The sequence below is a fragment of the Bradyrhizobium sp. 132 genome (assembly GCF_023074185.1).
Classification (GTDB): domain Bacteria; phylum Pseudomonadota; class Alphaproteobacteria; order Rhizobiales; family Xanthobacteraceae; genus Bradyrhizobium.
The window spans coordinates 106,424-122,093 of the sequence record NZ_JADPKY010000094.1; the positions used below are offsets into that span (position 1 = coordinate 106,424).

The following is a 15,670-nucleotide window of genomic DNA, read 5'->3' on the forward strand; positions in this document are numbered from 1 at the left end:
TGCGGGTCGCGGCACCCCTTTGGACCTCCGGCGCTTGGCCGAAAGCGAAAACCGATTCACAACGTCGAAGCGCGCAACGACCGCAACATGATCGTTATTGCAGGGACGCTCGGCGCGCTGGGCGCTTCATACGGGTTCGCGACAAGTTCCGGACCTTGGTCAGCAACAATGCTAATGGTGGCATACGGCACCGTCGGCATTTTAGTCGGCGTACCGGTTGCGGCGCTCTTCAACATTACTCGCCGGCTCTGGTCGTAAGCGCGGCCTGTACGCGCCGTTAAGTCGACCTTTACTTAGAGCGTTGTAGAATTCCGCCGTTTCCAGACGAATAACGGGACCGTTGCCGGGACGGCAATAGGAGGCGGGACGCCTTAACGGGTCTGTGAAAGTCGAAGCGCGGGATGCGCGGGAGCGATCAGCACAAATCTGTGCTCGCCCAAGCATCCAAGCAAAGCGAGCACTCAATCGGAGTCTCGCAGATGCATAGCAATCAGCCAGAAGTCGTTTGGGGTGCCCGCGCGATCGCCCAGGTGATCGGCAAGGGCGAAAAGGCCACGTTCGCAATGCTCGAACGAGGGCAACTTGTCGGCGCGCAAAAGGTCGCCGGCCGATGGGCATTCAAGCCGTGCATCTTCTTCTCAATGTTCGAAACTGCCGCCTAACGCAACGCTCCGCCGGTCGCGACTGCTGTGAACGCGCGCTCAACCATCAGAGGGAAATTAGACTTGCCCACCGCAAAAATCACATTCGTAAATCAAATTCGAGGGTTCGGATTTCTGCGCCCCGAATCCGAGCGCGACGCCGATTTGTTTTTTCACGCAAGCAACGTTGTCACCGGCTTCGATTCAATCGAGGTTGGTAATCGCGTCGACTATGAGATCTTGCATGACGACCGCAAACCAGTCGAGCGCCAAGCGAAAGCTGTCGCCGTACGAGTGATCGGCCGATGAGCGAAATCGATCTTGCCATCGGGCAGGCAGTCGAGTTGCTGCAGGCCCACTGCGAACTCTACCGCAAGCAGATCGTGTGCGAACCGGGCGATTGGAATCGCCGGGCAAAAGAACTCGCCGAGAACCTGAACTGGTTGATTTTCTGCCGAGAGCAGCGCTTGCCGCGGGCGCCAAAGGTGCCTCCGCCGAAGTATCCCCCGCCGCCGCGTGTGGCGCGCTGACAAAACGAAAGAGCCCAACGCGTGCCACCGCGCCGGGCTCTGTATTCCTTCACACCGCGATAGGAGCGCGATGCAGTGATGCTTTCTTACACCAATCATGCCAATTCGGCAACGTTTTTCGACTACGCGCAGCAACACGACTTGGCGCTGTTTCCACTCCGGGCCGACACCAAGACGCCTGCTTGCGAAAACGGTTTCTATGATGGGACTACGAACGCCGCAGACTGGCACGCCTGGCGCGCGCAGGGTCATCAGCTCGGGATTTCGGCTTGTCTCTCACGCGTCGTTCTAATCGATGTCGACGCCCACGGCGATCGCGACAAGGCGTGGGCGCATTTCGCCGCTTGGTGCACTGAGATCGGCATAGACCTTCCCGCGCCTTACTGTCACTCGCCGAACGGCGGGTGGCATTTTGCTTTCCGTTGCCCAGCCGACTTCGATCCGCAAAAGCACCGCGGACACGAGTCCATCAAGGTCTCTCACTTCCACCCGTTGGCGCCCGGCGAGGAAGACCGGGAGCGCATTTCGATCCGCAATCGCGCCTACAATGTTGCGCCCGGCTCCGCGTTCGGTGGTCGCCCGTATGTGCTCGCCACCGATGCGCAGCCGCCCATCCCGTACAGCTTGAAAACAGCGCCCCTATTCGCGCTTCTGAAACGGTCCGACGGCGGCGTGACCGGGCCAGTGCGCGACGCAGTTGGGGGCGTTTCCCATGACGGCGTTCGTTATGATCAACTGGTTTGGTGGATCGGCAAAAAAGTCGAGCGCTGGAGGAGCGGCGCGGAGGCGCTCGGCAACGACGAATGGATTTCGATTGGCAAACGGATCAAGTTGAGCTTCCCGGGCGAAGACGGCCTGAATGCCTTCCTGGCAATGTCATGGGAAGACCAGCACGACAGGGTCACCCGTCGCTGGTGGAATACTGCCGACTTCAAGACCGAAGGTGAGAACCTGGCGACCTTGCCGGCTCTGCTAAGGCAGGACATAACGTGGATGTTTGGAAGTGCATTTGGCTGTCCGCAGCCCCCGGCATGTCCCGTCCAGCTTGACATCCCCGCCGAAATTCTGGAACGGCACCGAATGGAACGGGAGCAATACGAGGCTGCACTGCTCGGGCCACTGCCGGACCATCCCGAGTTGCCAATTGATCAGGCTAACGCGCTGAACGACTATTGGGCGCATCTGCCCTCGGGCAAAATGATCTACGAGCGAACCGGCGAACTATTCAGCGCAAGCAGCGTCGACAAGCACATTGGCCGCGTCAAGAACGCAATGAAAACCGAGGGGCCGGGCACCCTGGCAACCACGTGGCTTTCGCAACACCGCTTCGTCAAATCGATGGGGTGGGCGCCGGGTGAGCCCAAAATCATCGAAGACAGGGTTTTGACGATCGATGGCTGGATCCGCAGCCGCGGCGACCGGACGTTCAACCGTTACGTTCCGCCGCACATCGACCGCATCGAGGGCAACGTTTCGAAGTGGCTGAACCATATCAAGGCGATCTATCCAGGCGAGGCCGACCACATCGTCCAATGGCTAGCGCACCGCGTGCAGCGGCCCGGCGACAAGGTGAATCATGCGCTCGTTTTCATCGGGTCGCAGGGCATCGGCAAAGACACGATCCTAAAGCCTGCCATCACTGCGATCGGTTCGCAGAACTTCAAGCAGATCACCGCGAAGACGTTTTTCAATTCAGAATGGAACGACTATTTGCAGTCGGTCATCCTCAGAATCAACGAAGTCCACGACCTCGGCGGCGAGTCCCGTTATGGCTTCTATGACGCCACCAAGGACGTCATCACCAACCCGCCGGAGGCGCACCGGATCAACACGAAGCACGTGCCGCAGTACGCAGCGGTGAACGTCTGCGGTGTGATCATGACCAGCAACCACTTCGACGCGCTTTACCTTGCCCCCGACGACCGCCGGCACTTCGTTTGCGTCTCCACTCGCGCGCAGGAGGAGTTCACGCCCGGTTATTGGGATGACATCAACGCCTGGCTCGAGAACGGCGGGAACGAAGCGGTCGCGCATTACCTGGCCAATCTGGACCTGACCGCGTTCAACGCCAAGGCGCCCCCGCCGAAAACCGCGGCCTGGCACATGGTGGTCGCAGCCGGCGTAGCGCCCGAGAGCAGCGATCTCTCGGACGTGATCGAAAGCATGGGCAAGCCGGCTGCGTTGACGCTCCAAATGGTCAAGGCCCGGACGCCGGCAGATAGTCAACTCCGGTTGATGTTCGAAGATGCCAAACTTCGCCGAGCAATCCCGAAGCGGCTCGCCGAATGCGGTTACGTCGCCGTCACCAACCCTGATGCTCGTGATAGCGGCGGCCGTTGGCGGATGCCTGCCGGCAAGACAACGATCTATGCGCGGCAGGAATTGAGCGAAGATGCCCGCTTATCCGCGGCGCGGCTGCTCAGCGCGACCGCGGACGCACCGCCTTTGGCTCGGTTGAGACCGTGATCCGGGCTCGCTGGGCGCCGTGGGCACGGTTTGTCATGTTGTCAGAATCTGAGTTCACTAACGTGTAGACAGAAAGATAGAGAGAAAAATAAGCACAAGAGAAACCGCGCCCATTGCGCCCAGCGTGCCCAACAAGGCAGCGGTGGAAGGCGCGAGCGGATTTAAGGAGTGGAATCGTAAGGGGCTTTCAGAATGCGGATGAACTCTGGCCTGACCCATCGCAACGGTCCTATCATCTGATCACGGAGCAGACCGTAATTGTCCTGAGTCTTCGCGGCGGCCTGGAACAGGTTGGCGGTGCTATTGTCGGCAGGCCAAACCATTGCGGCGGTGGCATTGCCCGGATTGTACCACGAGTCGAGTTTTATCACCGGTACGCCGCTAGAAAAGGGGTCAACGTCCCCGTAGCGAACGTCAGCATCGTTGGACATCTCCCAATCCACCTCCTGCGCTACCCATCTTTCCTGAAAATAGCGGACCTTGTCCGGCGGCCAAAGGTAGAAAAACCGCGGTGTCATCCCCGCCGGAACACTCAACACTTCTCTGCTTTGCATTTTATCGTCGAAGCCCGCCTTTCCGCTGAATTTGACTCGCACAAGCTTTTCTTTTCCGGGGACGAAGGTGGCCAGTCCGGCGATGGTGCAGTCGAAAGGAAGCTTCAGTCTTTTAATGTCCGGCGGCGCCTTGGGTTTAAGCCAGATCTGGTCGCCAACATTTGAGAACCCGGCACTCCAGCGGCTCTGCGAATAGGCGTCGCGCCGGGCGTCATCAGGAGTTAGGCCATAGCCCACTTGAATGTTCTGAAAGACCGCAACCGTATCGATAGCACTATTAACATCGCCCTGCCCCTTCCAATAGGAAATCAACACCATGGCGCCAAGTTGAGGGTCCGCGTCGAGCCGCCTCTTTACTTCGGGGGCCCAGCGTGACCACTCGGCCTCAAAGCGCTGGCGTTGAATCCGATCGTTGATCTTTTGCAGTAAAAAATTCACGCCATCGAACACCAAGGTGGCGGCCTGAAATTTGGCATCGCCGCTCGCACTAGGGCCATGTTCCTGCACAGGCTCGATCGGTGGCCCAACCTCGGCAGTAGTTATTTTCGTTTTCGCCCCAGAAGCTCCTGAGCCGCCTTTGCTGGACGTTGTAGTGCCGCCTGATGGAGGACTGGAGGGTCCGCCTTTGTTTGGCTTGACCGAGGCACTCTGCAACATGCTCAACGGCTTCAATCCCATTAGCTTCCTGGCTTGCGCGATACTTTCGGGACCGCTCTGGCTCTTAATTCCGGAAACTCCCGCAAGGGGGGTGACGCCGAGGTTCTCGGCTCGTTTGGCGAAACGTTCATCAAGGGTCCACAAGCGTGCGTTCAGGGCCTTCGCTTCCGCCGCGATGAACGCGTCGCCAGGAGTTGTGCTGTCTCGTCTCCCATATTCCTTTATTTGGCCTGGCTTTCCTGGCGCCGGCACATGAGTGATGTTGTCTGCGTAGAAGTCTCCCCGATCTTTGACGCTAGTGGCACCCGCCGGGGACGTTGTGAGGTGCAGGTCCTTGAGCAATTTTTCGTAACCCATGCGCATTTGGATCGGCGAATCCCGCACCAGCTCGTTGTATGCGGCATGGGCTATGTAAACCTGTTCTCCCGACGCGAGAATTCGCTTCAGAGCTTGGGAAGTGGCGACGTCTCCCCGCGCAATATTCGTGATCACGTTTTTGTCCAGAAGAATGGTCATGTTTCCTGGCTCCCGGTAAAGACGTTGGGTTCCTTTGCAGCCGAGACCGACGTTTATATATTTAGTCGCGAGCACAATTCTGCCGGTTCAGCCAAGTCCTTGCGAGATCAGCCTCGCTTCAAGGTTTGAAGGAACCGGGCTTGTGACATTTACGATCATAAATTCGCGCACCCTATCGCGCGACCTTCGTTCAATCCGCGCCAATTTTCCTGTGCTTTCGCGGTGATTTCGCCTCGCAGAATGACGACTAACGGATATTTAATCTTCTACTCGCATGTTAACCTGCTGAAATCTATAGCTTCCTCTAAGCATGTCGCTTCGATGTTGCGCCCTTAGTCAGTGATGCAGGCGCAAGGCGCAATTCGCAATGGAAAAACGCAGATGAAATCCGGTCCCAAATGCACCGTCTGCGCTCATGACGAGCGATGGCGAATTGAACTGCTACGAGCCGGCGGCGCGAGTCTCGACAGCCTGGCTACGAAGTTCGGATTGTCCAAGGACGCAATCGGCCGGCACTGGCACAACCACGTCAGTGCTGAAATGAAGGCGTCCTATCTGGTCGGACCGGCGCAGCTTGCAGACTTGGCGGCAAAGGCGGCCGACGAAGGCGCGTCAGTGCTCGACCACTTCCGGGCGGTGCGCACCATGCTCATGTCGCAGCTTGCCGCCACCACGGAGGCCGGGGACGCACGCGGAGCGGCGATCGTGGCGGCGCAGCTGGTCGGCGTGCTCGAGAAAATCGGCAAGGTGACTGGCGAGATCGCGACGATCGCCCAAGGCACCATCAACGTCACCAATAACGTGGCCATCGTCAACAGCCCGCAATTTGCACAGGTGCAGGCGGCCATCCTGCGAGCCTTGGCACCGCATGGCGCAGCGCGGGCCGCTGTGGTGGCCGCCCTGCGCGAGCTAGACGCGGAGACGGCGGGCGGCGTCGCACGAACGGAGAGGGCGCCCCTGGTCATCGAACATGCGCCGCCGTTGGTCCCGCCCTGTCCCGTGCCCGCACCGAGTGCCCCCCATGTCTAGTATCGCCGCGACCCTTGCGGACACCCTGGCCGACGGCGGATGGCGCGCCAAAGCCCGGTCGAGTCAAATGCCACCGCCCGGTGATTGGAATGGCTGGCTGGCCATGGCTGGTCGCGGCTGGGGCAAGACGTTCACAGGTGCCGGTTGGGTGAATGATCTGGTCGAGACCGGACTCGCCGGCCGCATCGCTCTTGTAGCGCCGACCGCCGCCGACGCGCGCGACACGATGGTCGAGGGGCAAAGCGGGCTGCTGCGCATGGCGCCGCCGTGGAATCGGCCGCAGTACGAGCCATCCAAGCGCCGGCTGACCTGGCCCAACGGCGCCATTGCCACCACCTTTTCGAGTGAGGAAGCCGACCGCCTCCGCGGTCCCGAGCACGATGCCGCTTGGGCAGATGAGTTGGCGGCGTGGAACGATGCGCAGGCAACATGGGACATGCTCATGTTTGGGCTCCGACTCGGCAAGCATCCGCGCTGGCTTGCGACCACCACGCCGCGGCCGATCAAGCTGTTGAAGGAACTACTGGCGCGTGAGGGCAAAGACGTCGTTGTCACGCGTGGCTCGACCTTCGAGAACGAAGCGAACCTAGCCGCAACATTTCTTTCGGCCGTGCGCCAGCGTTACGAAGGCACGCGGCTCGGTCGCCAGGAGCTAAACGCCGAGCTGCTCAGCGACATGCCCGGCGCCCTGTGGCAATTGGATTGGCTCGACCGCGATCGCGTCGCGGTGCCGCCCGAACTGCGCCGAATCGTCGTGGCAATCGATCCGGCCGTATCCAACAACGAAGGATCGGACGAAACTGGCATCATTGTCGCCGGCGTGGCTCGCGACGGGCAGGTCTACGTTTTAGAAGATTGCTCGGGCCGTTATGCACCGCACGAATGGGCGGCAGTCGCCATTGCCGCTTACCGCCGCCATAAGGCCGATCGGATCCTAGCCGAAGTGAACAACGGCGGCGCGATGGTCGAGGCGACGATTCGCGCGCTCGACTCGCGCGTGAGCTTCAAGGCCGTGCACGCAAGCCGTGGTAAGGTGGTGCGGGCCGAACCGATCGCCGCACTTTACGAGCAGCGCAAGGTGCATCACGTCGGCGGTTTCGCAGTGCTCGAAGATCAGATGTGCGCATTCACGTCGGATTTCGATCGCGCCAAAGTCGGCTATTCGCCGGATCGTGTTGACGCGCTGGTGTGGGCGCTGACGGAGTTGAGCGGGCCGCAGCACACGACGAGTCATTGGGAGCTGCGGATTTAGACAATCATTTGAACGCATCAAACGCGGGCAGTACGGCGCTCTGATCGCGAACAGCTGCTGCTAAATCGCTTACGAGGCGTTCATAGTCACTCTTAGACTGTATCTGTGCCATTCTTGATCGGAAGCCCACTCTTTGTTCTACGGATAAAGAAGGAGCGATAATTGTTTGCAACTGCTCTAAATGGTTGGCTGCCCGGACGATGTAGGATGTCCGCACCGACTGCAAGAAAAGGACGCCTAACACGGTAATGATTATCGCATAGATTACTGGCCTGGAAGGCCGTTTCTGAGCCACGATGCTATGGCCCGATCTGCGCTTCTTCGTCATAAGACCGAGAGACAACCCGACGATCCCGCCGACGATCCCTTGGAAAAGGATCAGGCTGACTCGCTCGTAATTTCCCCTGGCTATCTCGCGATACATTGCGTCGCTGAGGGCCGTTGATCCTAAATTCGTCAGGAATGCAACTTGCTCGCCCATCCACAGCACTAATGGTTTGAATGCGAAGTCCCATAGAGCAGAACCCAAGATGGCTAAGCTCAGGCTTCCGACAATCCAAATAGCGGTTTTCGCGAAATTGAGTTTCTGGTTTGTATCACTTGCGGTCATAGCGTCAGCTCGTTTGATTTTCGGACAGATGTTTATCGAACTTCACGAGCCACCGAACTGATCCGGCTCCTGCGCTAACCATCTCGATTGCGAGATCCAATGGCGGCTGCGAGGGATCCTCGGTGCCTTGCTCATGGCGATAGTTGTGGCAGGCGTCTACCCAATCGGCGAATGCATTGACCATTTTGCTGGCGGTCCTTTGCGCGACCGGGTCGGATGCATAAAGCGATTGTGCAGCAGCCCCTAAGGCCCTCGTGGCATCGGCAGACGTAAGTTTGGCCGCTCTCGCGAAAATAAGCCTGTAAAGACATTCAGCCGCGCCAAACACGCCGCGGATTGCCTCCTTCCCATCCGGAACTGCGTTCGACAGAGCGGCCATGCCCTTTTCGAATTCGGCGCGCACGTTTGCGTAACGGGGGGATTCGATCGCGGTGATCGTAGAATTTGTATTTGCGGAAAATTCCGCGTCGACTTTGAAATGCACTCCGCCGCGATCATCAATGCGATAGGAGAGTCGTTCCTCGTAAAAAATGCGGCGCGACGTTTGTAGAAACATCTCGTTCAGGCGGGGATTCCGCATACCGACCGGGCTCTGACGCTTCAGCGTGAAGTGTCGGTACATCAAAGTAATTGAGTCCAAAAAATCTGCAGCACCAAATCGACCCAGCGTTGTGGTCCAGTCGACTCCGTAGTTTAAGGCGAGATCGATGCCCAGCTCCGCAATCAAAAACGTACCCAAATCTTCGGCATCTTTGGGGATTGCGGATATCCAAGCCGCCAACCGGCGTCGTGCACGGGGACTGTCCTGTAACAGCTCATCCCTGCGCAGGTAGACATGCGAGAAGCGTTGCCCTGACTGCTCAATTTGCGACATGAAAATGCTCGTAGTGTGTGTACAGCGCGAATCAACGGCCGATAGTGGCACGCGCGCGTCGCACGCAGTGCTCCACCTGACAGCTATCCGACCTATTCACAGCCATGTCGCGCCCTGTGTCGCGCCGAGCCGCCATGGGTGCACTTGAGTCTTTGAATTTGCACATGATTTTGGTGCAACAGGCGCAACACGAAAGCTTCCGAAATCGAAACGATCTCAGGCCAAAAAAACAAATACTTTCAGTAGTTTAGCTGATGGCTGGGGAACTAGGATTCGAACCTAGACAAACAGAGTCAGAGTCTGTTGTGCTACCGTTACACCATTCCCCAACGGAATAGCCGAACAAATTCAATGACTTGTTGACTTGTCCGGCCGCGGCCGACGGCGCTTATCGCGCAAATCACGGCTCAGGCGTGGAGGGTTTCTACCCGCTCGGCTGTGGGCTGGCAAGCGCTGCGGTGCAGGTGTGTTTTGCGGTCCAATCGGGGGCGTGAGCGGCCGGATCTCAGGCTCCGGCGGCGCGCCGCAGCGGCGCGCGACGGTTTGCCTCATTCGAAATTCACGTTTCCTAGTCGGATCGGCGCGCGCTGCATCGTCCTTGGACATGCAACCCAAGGAGATCCGTGATGCCCTATGTCGATGGTTTCGTGCTGGCCGTGCCGAAGGACAAGATCGAGCCCTACAAGGCGCTGGCGAAAACGGCCTGCGCGATCTGGATGGAGCACGGCGCGCTGGATTATGTCGAATGCATCGGCGACGACGTGCCCTATGGCGAGCTCACTTCGTTTCCACGCGCGGTGATGGCCAAGGAGGACGAGATCGTGGTGTTCTTCTGGATCGTCTATCGCGACCGGGAAACTCGCGATGCCGTCAACAAGAAGGTGATGGCGGACCCCCGGCTGAAGCTGGACGGCATGCCGTTTGACGGCAAGCGCATGATCTATGGCGGCTTCACGACGCTGCTGAGGGCGAGCGACGTGGTCGGGTGAGCGCGCGCTGCGCAGCCTCGTAGGGTGGGTACGCTGGCGCTAACCCACCCTATAAGCGGTGCTTGCTTATGCATCGTGGCAATTCGTTTCACCTTGCCGGTATCGGGCCGGCATGCCATCCTCTCATCACCAGGCATAATCAAACGGGGGCGGGCGCTTAGCCGAGCTTTCCAAAAAAAACCTGGTTGGGGAAACCCTTTGGGAGGTCTGATTTCATGAGATTGAAGCACGTCACCGGGCTGCTTTGCGCGGCCGCGATGTCCCTTGTGCTCGCTTCAGGCGCGCGAGCGCAGGACAAGGTCGTCAAGATCGGCGCGATCCTGCCGATGTCCGGCGGCACCGCCTCGATCGGCGCGCATGCCAAGGCGGCGCTCGAGGTCGCCATGGACATCATCAACAACGCCCATCCCGAGCTCGGCAATCTGCCGCTGGCGAAGAACGCAGGCCTTTCCGGCCTTGGCGGCGCCAAGATCGAGATCGTGTTCGCGGACAACCAGGGCAACCCGGCGACGGGCCAGAACCAGGCACTGCGTCTGATCACGGAGGACAAGGCGGCCGCTTTGTTCGGCTCCTATCAGTCCGGCGTCACGCTGACCTCGAGCGCGATCGCCGAGAAATACGGCATTCCCTTTCTGAACTCCGAGTCGGTCGCCGCCAATCTCACCGAGCGCGGTTTCAAATGGTTCTTCCGCACGACGCCGATCGCCACCGACTTCGCCAAGGCCTATGTCGACTTCCTCGCCGACATCAAGGCGCAGGGTGCCAAGACCGATGCAATCGCACTGGTTCACGACAACACCGAATACGGCACCTCTGTCGCCAACACCATCAGCGCCGCCTTCAAGGACAAGGGGCAGGCCATCGCAATTGACGTCGCCTATCCCGTCAACGCGACCGATTTGCAGGGTCAGGTGCTCCAGCTCAAGGAGAAGAAGCCCGACGTCATCATCATGATCAGCTACACGTCGGATGCGATCCTGTTCGCCAAGACCATGCAGTCGCTCGACTACAAGCCGCCCGTGCTGCTCGCCGACGACGCAGGCTATTCCGATCCGTCCTTCATCAAGGCGGTCGGCAAGATTTCGCAGGGCGTCTTCAATCGCTCGTCCTGGGCGGTGGGTCCGTTCGGCTCACCGTCCGCCATCATCGCCGACATGTACAAGAAGAAGAGCGGCGAGGAGATGGACGACACGGTCGGCCGCCAGATGCAGGGCTTCTTCGTGCTGGCCGACGCGATCGACCGCGCCGGCTCGACCGATCCGGCCAAGATCCAGGCCGCGCTGAAGGCGACGGATCTGAAGCCCGAGCAATTGATGATGGGCTACAAAGGCGTGAAGTTCGACGACAAGGGCCAGAACGTGCTCGCCTCCGGCCTCATCATCCAGCTCCAGGACGGCGAGAACTACACCGCGGTGTGGCCCAAGGCCAATGCCGAGAAGGCGCCTGTGCTGCCTTACAAGGGCTGGTGAGATTTAAAGGCGGGGCTGCGCGCTCCGCCATTCCCATGATGATTTGATCAGAGCAACGCGGCTCATGTCCTTTGTACTCGTACAGGTGATCGTCGGCGGGCTTCTGCTTGGCGCCGTCTACGCCCTGTTTTCTTCCGGCCTCACGCTGGTGTGGGGCATGATGAACATCGTCAATTTCGCGCATGGCGATTTCGTCATGCTCGGCATGTACGTCGCCTACGTCGTCTACACGCTGTTGGGGGGAGGGCCGATCCTCGGCGCGCCGCTGGCGACGCTGGTGCTCGCGACGGTCGGTGTCGTGGTCTATTTCGCCCTGATCCGCGACATCATGAAGGGGCCGATGCTGGCGCAGATCCTCGGCACCTTCGGCCTGGCGCTGCTGTTGCGCTATTCCGTGTTCTGGTGGTTCGGCGCCAACTTCCTGTCGATGCCCCCGAATATCGTGGGCGGCACTTATGCGTTTGCCGGCTTGCGCATCGAGGCCTCGCGGCTGCTTGCTGGCGTGGTCGCGCTGCTCGTGACGCTCGGGCTACATCTGCTGCTGACGCGGACCTCGCTCGGCTCGAAAATGCTGGCGGTGGCGGAGGATCAAACAGCGGCTCAGCTGATGGGCATCCGGCCCGACACCATGCAAGCGATCGCCTGGGCGATTGCGGCCGGCGCCACCGGGCTTGCCGGAGCGCTGATTGCGAACTTCTTCTACATCGTGCCGACCGTCGGCGAGACGCTCGGCATCGTCGCCTTCGTCACGGTGTCGCTCGGCGGTTTTGGGAGCGTGCCCGGCGCGCTCGTCGCAGGGCTCCTGATCGGGGTGATCGAGTCACTATCCGGCTATCTGATCGGCGCGATCTACAAGGACATCGTCGTCTATGTCCTGTTCCTGCTCTTCCTCTGGTTCCGGCCACAGGGCCTAATGGGGAAGATGTGATGAGAAAGCTGTGATGCGGCGCTTGATCTGGCTCTCGGTCGTCGCAGCGATTGCGATCGCCTATCCGCTGCTGCTGTCCTCGCCGTTCCAGCAGCGCTTGGGCGCACTGGTGCTGCTCTATGCGATTGCGGCGTCGGCCTGGAACATCGTCGGCGGCTATGCCGGCCAGGTTTCGGTCGGACACGTCGTGTTCTTCGGCTGCGGCGCCTATGCCGCGATGGGGTCCTATGTAAAATTTGGCCTGTCGCCCCTGTTCGGCATTCCCGGCGGGATCGTGCTGGCGGTGGGGTTGGCTGCGATCATCGGTGTGCCGACGCTGCGCCTGTCCGGCCATTATTTCAGCATGGCGACGATCGCGGTCGCCGAGACGATGCGGCTGATCGTCACCAACACCGATTGGTTAGGCGCGGCCGTCGGGCTCTCTGGTCCAACTGTCCCGCGCAACATCTTCGATCTCTCGTTCCTGTCGTCGCTGCCGTACTATTATCTCTTCCTGCTCATCCTCGCGATCACGCTTCTGATCACGTGGTGGATGACCAACAGCCGGATGGGGTTTTACCTGCGCGCCATCAAGGATTCCGAACGGGCCGCGCGCTCGCTCGGTGCACCTGCGAGCCGTACCAAGCTCTATGCCTACATGCTGAGTGCGGCGCTGACGAGCGTCGCCGGCGCGCTCTACGCCATGATGTTCGGCTTCGTCGATCCCGAGTCCGGGTTCGGCATCCTGATCTCGGTGAAAATCCTGATCATGGCGGCGCTGGGCGGGGCAGGGCTGCTGTTCGGACCGCTGGTGGGCGCCGCGATCCTGGTGCCGCTGGAGGAGATCTCCAACAGCTGGCTCGGCGGCAAGGGCGCCGGGCTCACCTTCGTGCTCTATGGCGCGATCATCGTGGTGATCGCGCGCTTCCAGCCGGGCGGTCTGCTCAGCCTGTTCACGCGGCGCAGCAAGCCCAGCAAGGATACGGGAGCAGGCCATGCTCCTTGAGGCGTGCGGGATCACCAAGGCGTTCGGCAGCTTCAAGGCAGTGGACGATGCTTCCGTCACGCTGGAGCAGGGCGACATCCTCGGCCTGATCGGCCCCAACGGCGCGGGCAAGTCCACGTTCTTCAACTGCCTCACCGGCGATCTCAAGACCACGTCCGGCCGCGTCCTGTTCGAGGGCCGCGACATCACCGACCTCACGCCGGAGCTGCGCGCCGGGCTTGGGCTCGCCCGCACCTTCCAGGTGCCGCAGACATTTGAAGGCATGACGGTGCTCGAGAACGTCATGATCGGCGCCTTCCTGCGCACGGCGCATCGCAAGGAGGCCGAGACCAAGGCGCGCGCCGTGCTCGAGCGGGTCGGCATGATCAGGCTTGCGGATGCACCGGCGCGCTCGCTCGGCACGCCCGGCCGCAAGCGGCTGGAGATCGCGCGCGCGCTCGCGACCGAGCCAAAGGTGCTGCTGCTCGACGAAGCCATGGCCGGTCTCAACGCGCATGAAGTGAGGCTCGCCATCGACCTCGTCCGCGACATCCACCGTTCCGGCATTACGCTTGTGATCGTCGAGCACATCATGGAAGTGATCATGTCGCTCGCGAGCCGCGTGATGGTGTTCCACCAGGGCAAGGAGATCGCCCGTGGGGCACCCCGCGAAGTCACGTCCAACCCGGCGGTGATCGAGGCCTATCTCGGCAAGCGCGCGGCCAAGGCGGCCGCCGGCCACACGCCGGTCGAATTGATGGGCGGGCCGGACCTATGAGCGGGGCATTGCTCAGGATCGAGCATCTGGAGGTGCGCTACGGCGACCTCATCGGTGTCTCCGATGTCTCGCTGGAGGTTCCCGAAGGCAGCGTCGTCGCGCTGCTCGGCTCCAATGGCGGCGGCAAGACCACGACGTTGAACGCCATCGCCGGCCTCATTCCCGTGCATTCCGGATTGATCCACTTTCGCGGCGAGGACATCGCCGGCGAGAGGGCGTTTGCGATCGTGCGCAAGGGGCTGGCGTTGTCGCCGGAGGGCTGGCGGCTGTTCGTGCAGCAGAGCGTGGAGAACAATTTGCTGCTCGGCGCTACGCCGCTGCACGACAAGTCGCTCCGGGCCACGCTGCTGGAGCGCGTCTACGAGTTCTTTCCGCGATTGAAGGAGCGCCGCAACCAGCGCGCCGGCACGATGTCCGGCGGCGAGCGGCAGATGCTGGCGGTCGGCCGCGCGCTGATGAGCGACCCGAAACTGCTGATGCTGGATGAACCCTCGCTCGGTCTTGCGCCGGCGATCGTTGAATCCATGTACGAGACGTTCGGCCGCCTGCATCGCGAGGGTCTGACCATCCTGCTCGCCGAGCAGTCGATCGAGCTCGCGCTGGAAGTCTCGGATTTCGCCACCGTGCTCCAGGTCGGCAAAAGCGTGCTGTCAGGCACGGCCGCAGCGCTCGCGCAGGACCCGCAGGTGCAGAAGGCTTATCTTGGGGTGGACTGACTGATTTTCGCCTGAAGCAGCAGCAACAGGCAGCCGGCGAGCCGCGTCTCCATCTCCTGCGTCCCGAGCGACAGCGGCCCGGGATCATTGAGGATCGCATTCACCAGCGTGCCCAGCACGATTTGGAAGCCGAACGCAATGGTGCGGACCTTGGCGGCCTTACGCCCCTTGCCCATCGCCGGCAGCAGGAGAGGGGTGGCGCGTTCGGTGGTCGCTTTCGCGAGAGCCTTGAATGCTGTCCATTTGTCCGGACGGGTGTCGTCATGCTGGAGCGCTGCGCGCAGCACGCCCTCGTGGTTGCGCATCCAGACAATGATGCCGCTGACGATGATTTGGCAGAGCTTGTCGAGGCCCGCATCGGGCGACGGCCGCCTGATCTCGGCCAGCCGCTGCTCGCCGTCGCGCGCGGCCAGTGCCATCAGCGCGTTGAAATAGGCTTCCTTGCTTTCGAAGCGGCTGTAGAAGGCGCCGACGGTGGCACCGACTTCGGTGCAGAGCGCTTCGATCGAAAGCTCGGCGAGGCTGCGCCTCCGCAGCATCTCCGCGCCGGCGCGCAGCAGCGCCAGCGTCGTCTCGCGGCTGCGCTTCTGGCGCGACGGGACGACGCCGGGCAGGTCGAAATCACGAAACTCGGACTGTTCCGAACCTGGCTGCTTCCGCGCTTGCATCTGGGTTGAATCATAACCATAATTCGGAT

Annotated in this window: 16 protein-coding genes and 1 tRNA gene; 12 read left to right on the plus strand and 5 right to left on the minus strand. The window is 60.8% G+C overall.

Translation table 11 applies throughout. The features are described from left to right. Nucleotides 1-401 precede the first annotated feature (401 nt). The 4 genes from IVA74_RS16495 (at nucleotide 402) to IVA74_RS16510 (ending at nucleotide 3,637) form a co-directional block, all read left to right on the plus strand. Complete coding sequence (locus IVA74_RS16495) at nucleotides 402-662, plus strand: hypothetical protein (RefSeq protein WP_247345775.1); 261 nt, start codon at nucleotides 402-404, stop codon at nucleotides 660-662. A gap of 63 nt (nucleotides 663-725) precedes the next feature. After that, nucleotides 726-950: a cold shock domain-containing protein gene (locus IVA74_RS16500; RefSeq protein WP_247345778.1), complete on the plus strand. Its 225-nt coding sequence runs from the start codon at nucleotides 726-728 to the stop codon at nucleotides 948-950. After that, complete coding sequence (locus IVA74_RS16505; protein ID WP_247345781.1) at nucleotides 947-1,171, plus strand: hypothetical protein; 225 nt, start codon at nucleotides 947-949, stop codon at nucleotides 1,169-1,171. Before IVA74_RS16500 ends, IVA74_RS16505 begins: the two co-directional genes overlap by 4 nt. Nucleotides 1,172-1,249: 78 nt before the next feature. Then, complete coding sequence (locus IVA74_RS16510) at nucleotides 1,250-3,637, plus strand: bifunctional DNA primase/polymerase (RefSeq protein WP_247345785.1); 2,388 nt, start codon at nucleotides 1,250-1,252, stop codon at nucleotides 3,635-3,637. Nucleotides 3,638-3,798: 161 nt separating this feature from the next. Here IVA74_RS16510 and IVA74_RS16515 read toward each other — a convergent pair whose 3' ends face one another. Continuing rightward, nucleotides 3,799-5,364 (minus strand): PIN domain-containing protein, encoded by a 1,566-nt coding sequence (locus IVA74_RS16515; RefSeq protein WP_247345788.1) that lies wholly within the window; start codon nucleotides 5,362-5,364, stop codon nucleotides 3,799-3,801. Nucleotides 5,365-5,703: 339 nt separating this feature from the next. On the opposite strand from IVA74_RS16515, the gene IVA74_RS16520 reads away from it, so the two are divergent. Both IVA74_RS16520 and IVA74_RS16525 read left to right on the plus strand, forming a co-directional pair. After that, the gene (locus tag IVA74_RS16520; protein ID WP_247345791.1) at nucleotides 5,704-6,393 is read left to right on the plus strand and encodes a hypothetical protein; all 690 of its coding nucleotides are present in this window, start codon (nucleotides 5,704-5,706) and stop codon (nucleotides 6,391-6,393) included. Continuing rightward, complete coding sequence (locus tag IVA74_RS16525; protein ID WP_247345793.1) at nucleotides 6,386-7,645, plus strand: terminase family protein; 1,260 nt, start codon at nucleotides 6,386-6,388, stop codon at nucleotides 7,643-7,645. Before IVA74_RS16520 ends, IVA74_RS16525 begins: the two co-directional genes overlap by 8 nt. 4 nt (nucleotides 7,646-7,649) lie before the next feature. Here IVA74_RS16525 and IVA74_RS16530 read toward each other — a convergent pair whose 3' ends face one another. The 3 genes from IVA74_RS16530 to IVA74_RS16540 form a co-directional block, all read right to left on the minus strand. Continuing rightward, a complete protein-coding gene (locus tag IVA74_RS16530; RefSeq protein WP_247345796.1) occupies nucleotides 7,650-8,255 on the minus strand; it encodes a hypothetical protein in 606 nt (201 codons plus the stop codon). 4 nt (nucleotides 8,256-8,259) lie between these two features. After that, complete coding sequence (locus tag IVA74_RS16535) at nucleotides 8,260-9,129, minus strand: hypothetical protein (RefSeq protein WP_247345798.1); 870 nt, start codon at nucleotides 9,127-9,129, stop codon at nucleotides 8,260-8,262. Nucleotides 9,130-9,384: 255 nt separating this feature from the next. After that, nucleotides 9,385-9,458, minus strand: a tRNA-Gln gene (locus tag IVA74_RS16540). Nucleotides 9,459-9,755: 297 nt separating this feature from the next. Here IVA74_RS16540 and IVA74_RS16545 point away from each other — a divergent pair. The 6 genes from IVA74_RS16545 (at nucleotide 9,756) to IVA74_RS16570 (ending at nucleotide 14,973) form a co-directional block, all read left to right on the plus strand. After that, nucleotides 9,756-10,118, plus strand: coding sequence for a DUF1428 family protein (locus IVA74_RS16545; RefSeq protein ID WP_247345801.1), 363 nt, complete (start codon nucleotides 9,756-9,758; stop codon nucleotides 10,116-10,118). Nucleotides 10,119-10,333: 215 nt separating this feature from the next. After that, nucleotides 10,334-11,587, plus strand: coding sequence for an ABC transporter substrate-binding protein (locus IVA74_RS16550; protein WP_247345804.1), 1,254 nt, complete (start codon nucleotides 10,334-10,336; stop codon nucleotides 11,585-11,587). A gap of 64 nt (nucleotides 11,588-11,651) precedes the next feature. Continuing rightward, nucleotides 11,652-12,515, plus strand: a complete 864-nt coding sequence (locus IVA74_RS16555) for a branched-chain amino acid ABC transporter permease (RefSeq protein WP_247345807.1) — start codon at nucleotides 11,652-11,654, stop codon at nucleotides 12,513-12,515. A 13-nt stretch (nucleotides 12,516-12,528) separates the two neighbouring features. Next, entirely contained in the window at nucleotides 12,529-13,500 is a 972-nt protein-coding gene (locus tag IVA74_RS16560; RefSeq protein ID WP_247345810.1) for a branched-chain amino acid ABC transporter permease, read from the plus strand. Then, nucleotides 13,490-14,257, plus strand: coding sequence for an ABC transporter ATP-binding protein (locus IVA74_RS16565; protein WP_247345813.1), 768 nt, complete (start codon nucleotides 13,490-13,492; stop codon nucleotides 14,255-14,257). Before IVA74_RS16560 ends, IVA74_RS16565 begins: the two co-directional genes overlap by 11 nt. After that, entirely contained in the window at nucleotides 14,254-14,973 is a 720-nt protein-coding gene (locus IVA74_RS16570; protein ID WP_247345816.1) for an ABC transporter ATP-binding protein, read from the plus strand. Before IVA74_RS16565 ends, IVA74_RS16570 begins: the two co-directional genes overlap by 4 nt. On the opposite strand, the gene IVA74_RS16575 is transcribed toward IVA74_RS16570, so the two are convergent. Further along, nucleotides 14,955-15,641 (minus strand): TetR/AcrR family transcriptional regulator, encoded by a 687-nt coding sequence (locus IVA74_RS16575; protein WP_247345818.1) that lies wholly within the window; start codon nucleotides 15,639-15,641, stop codon nucleotides 14,955-14,957. The two genes, IVA74_RS16570 and IVA74_RS16575, sit on opposite strands and share 19 nt — an antisense overlap. Nucleotides 15,642-15,670 lie beyond the last annotated feature (29 nt).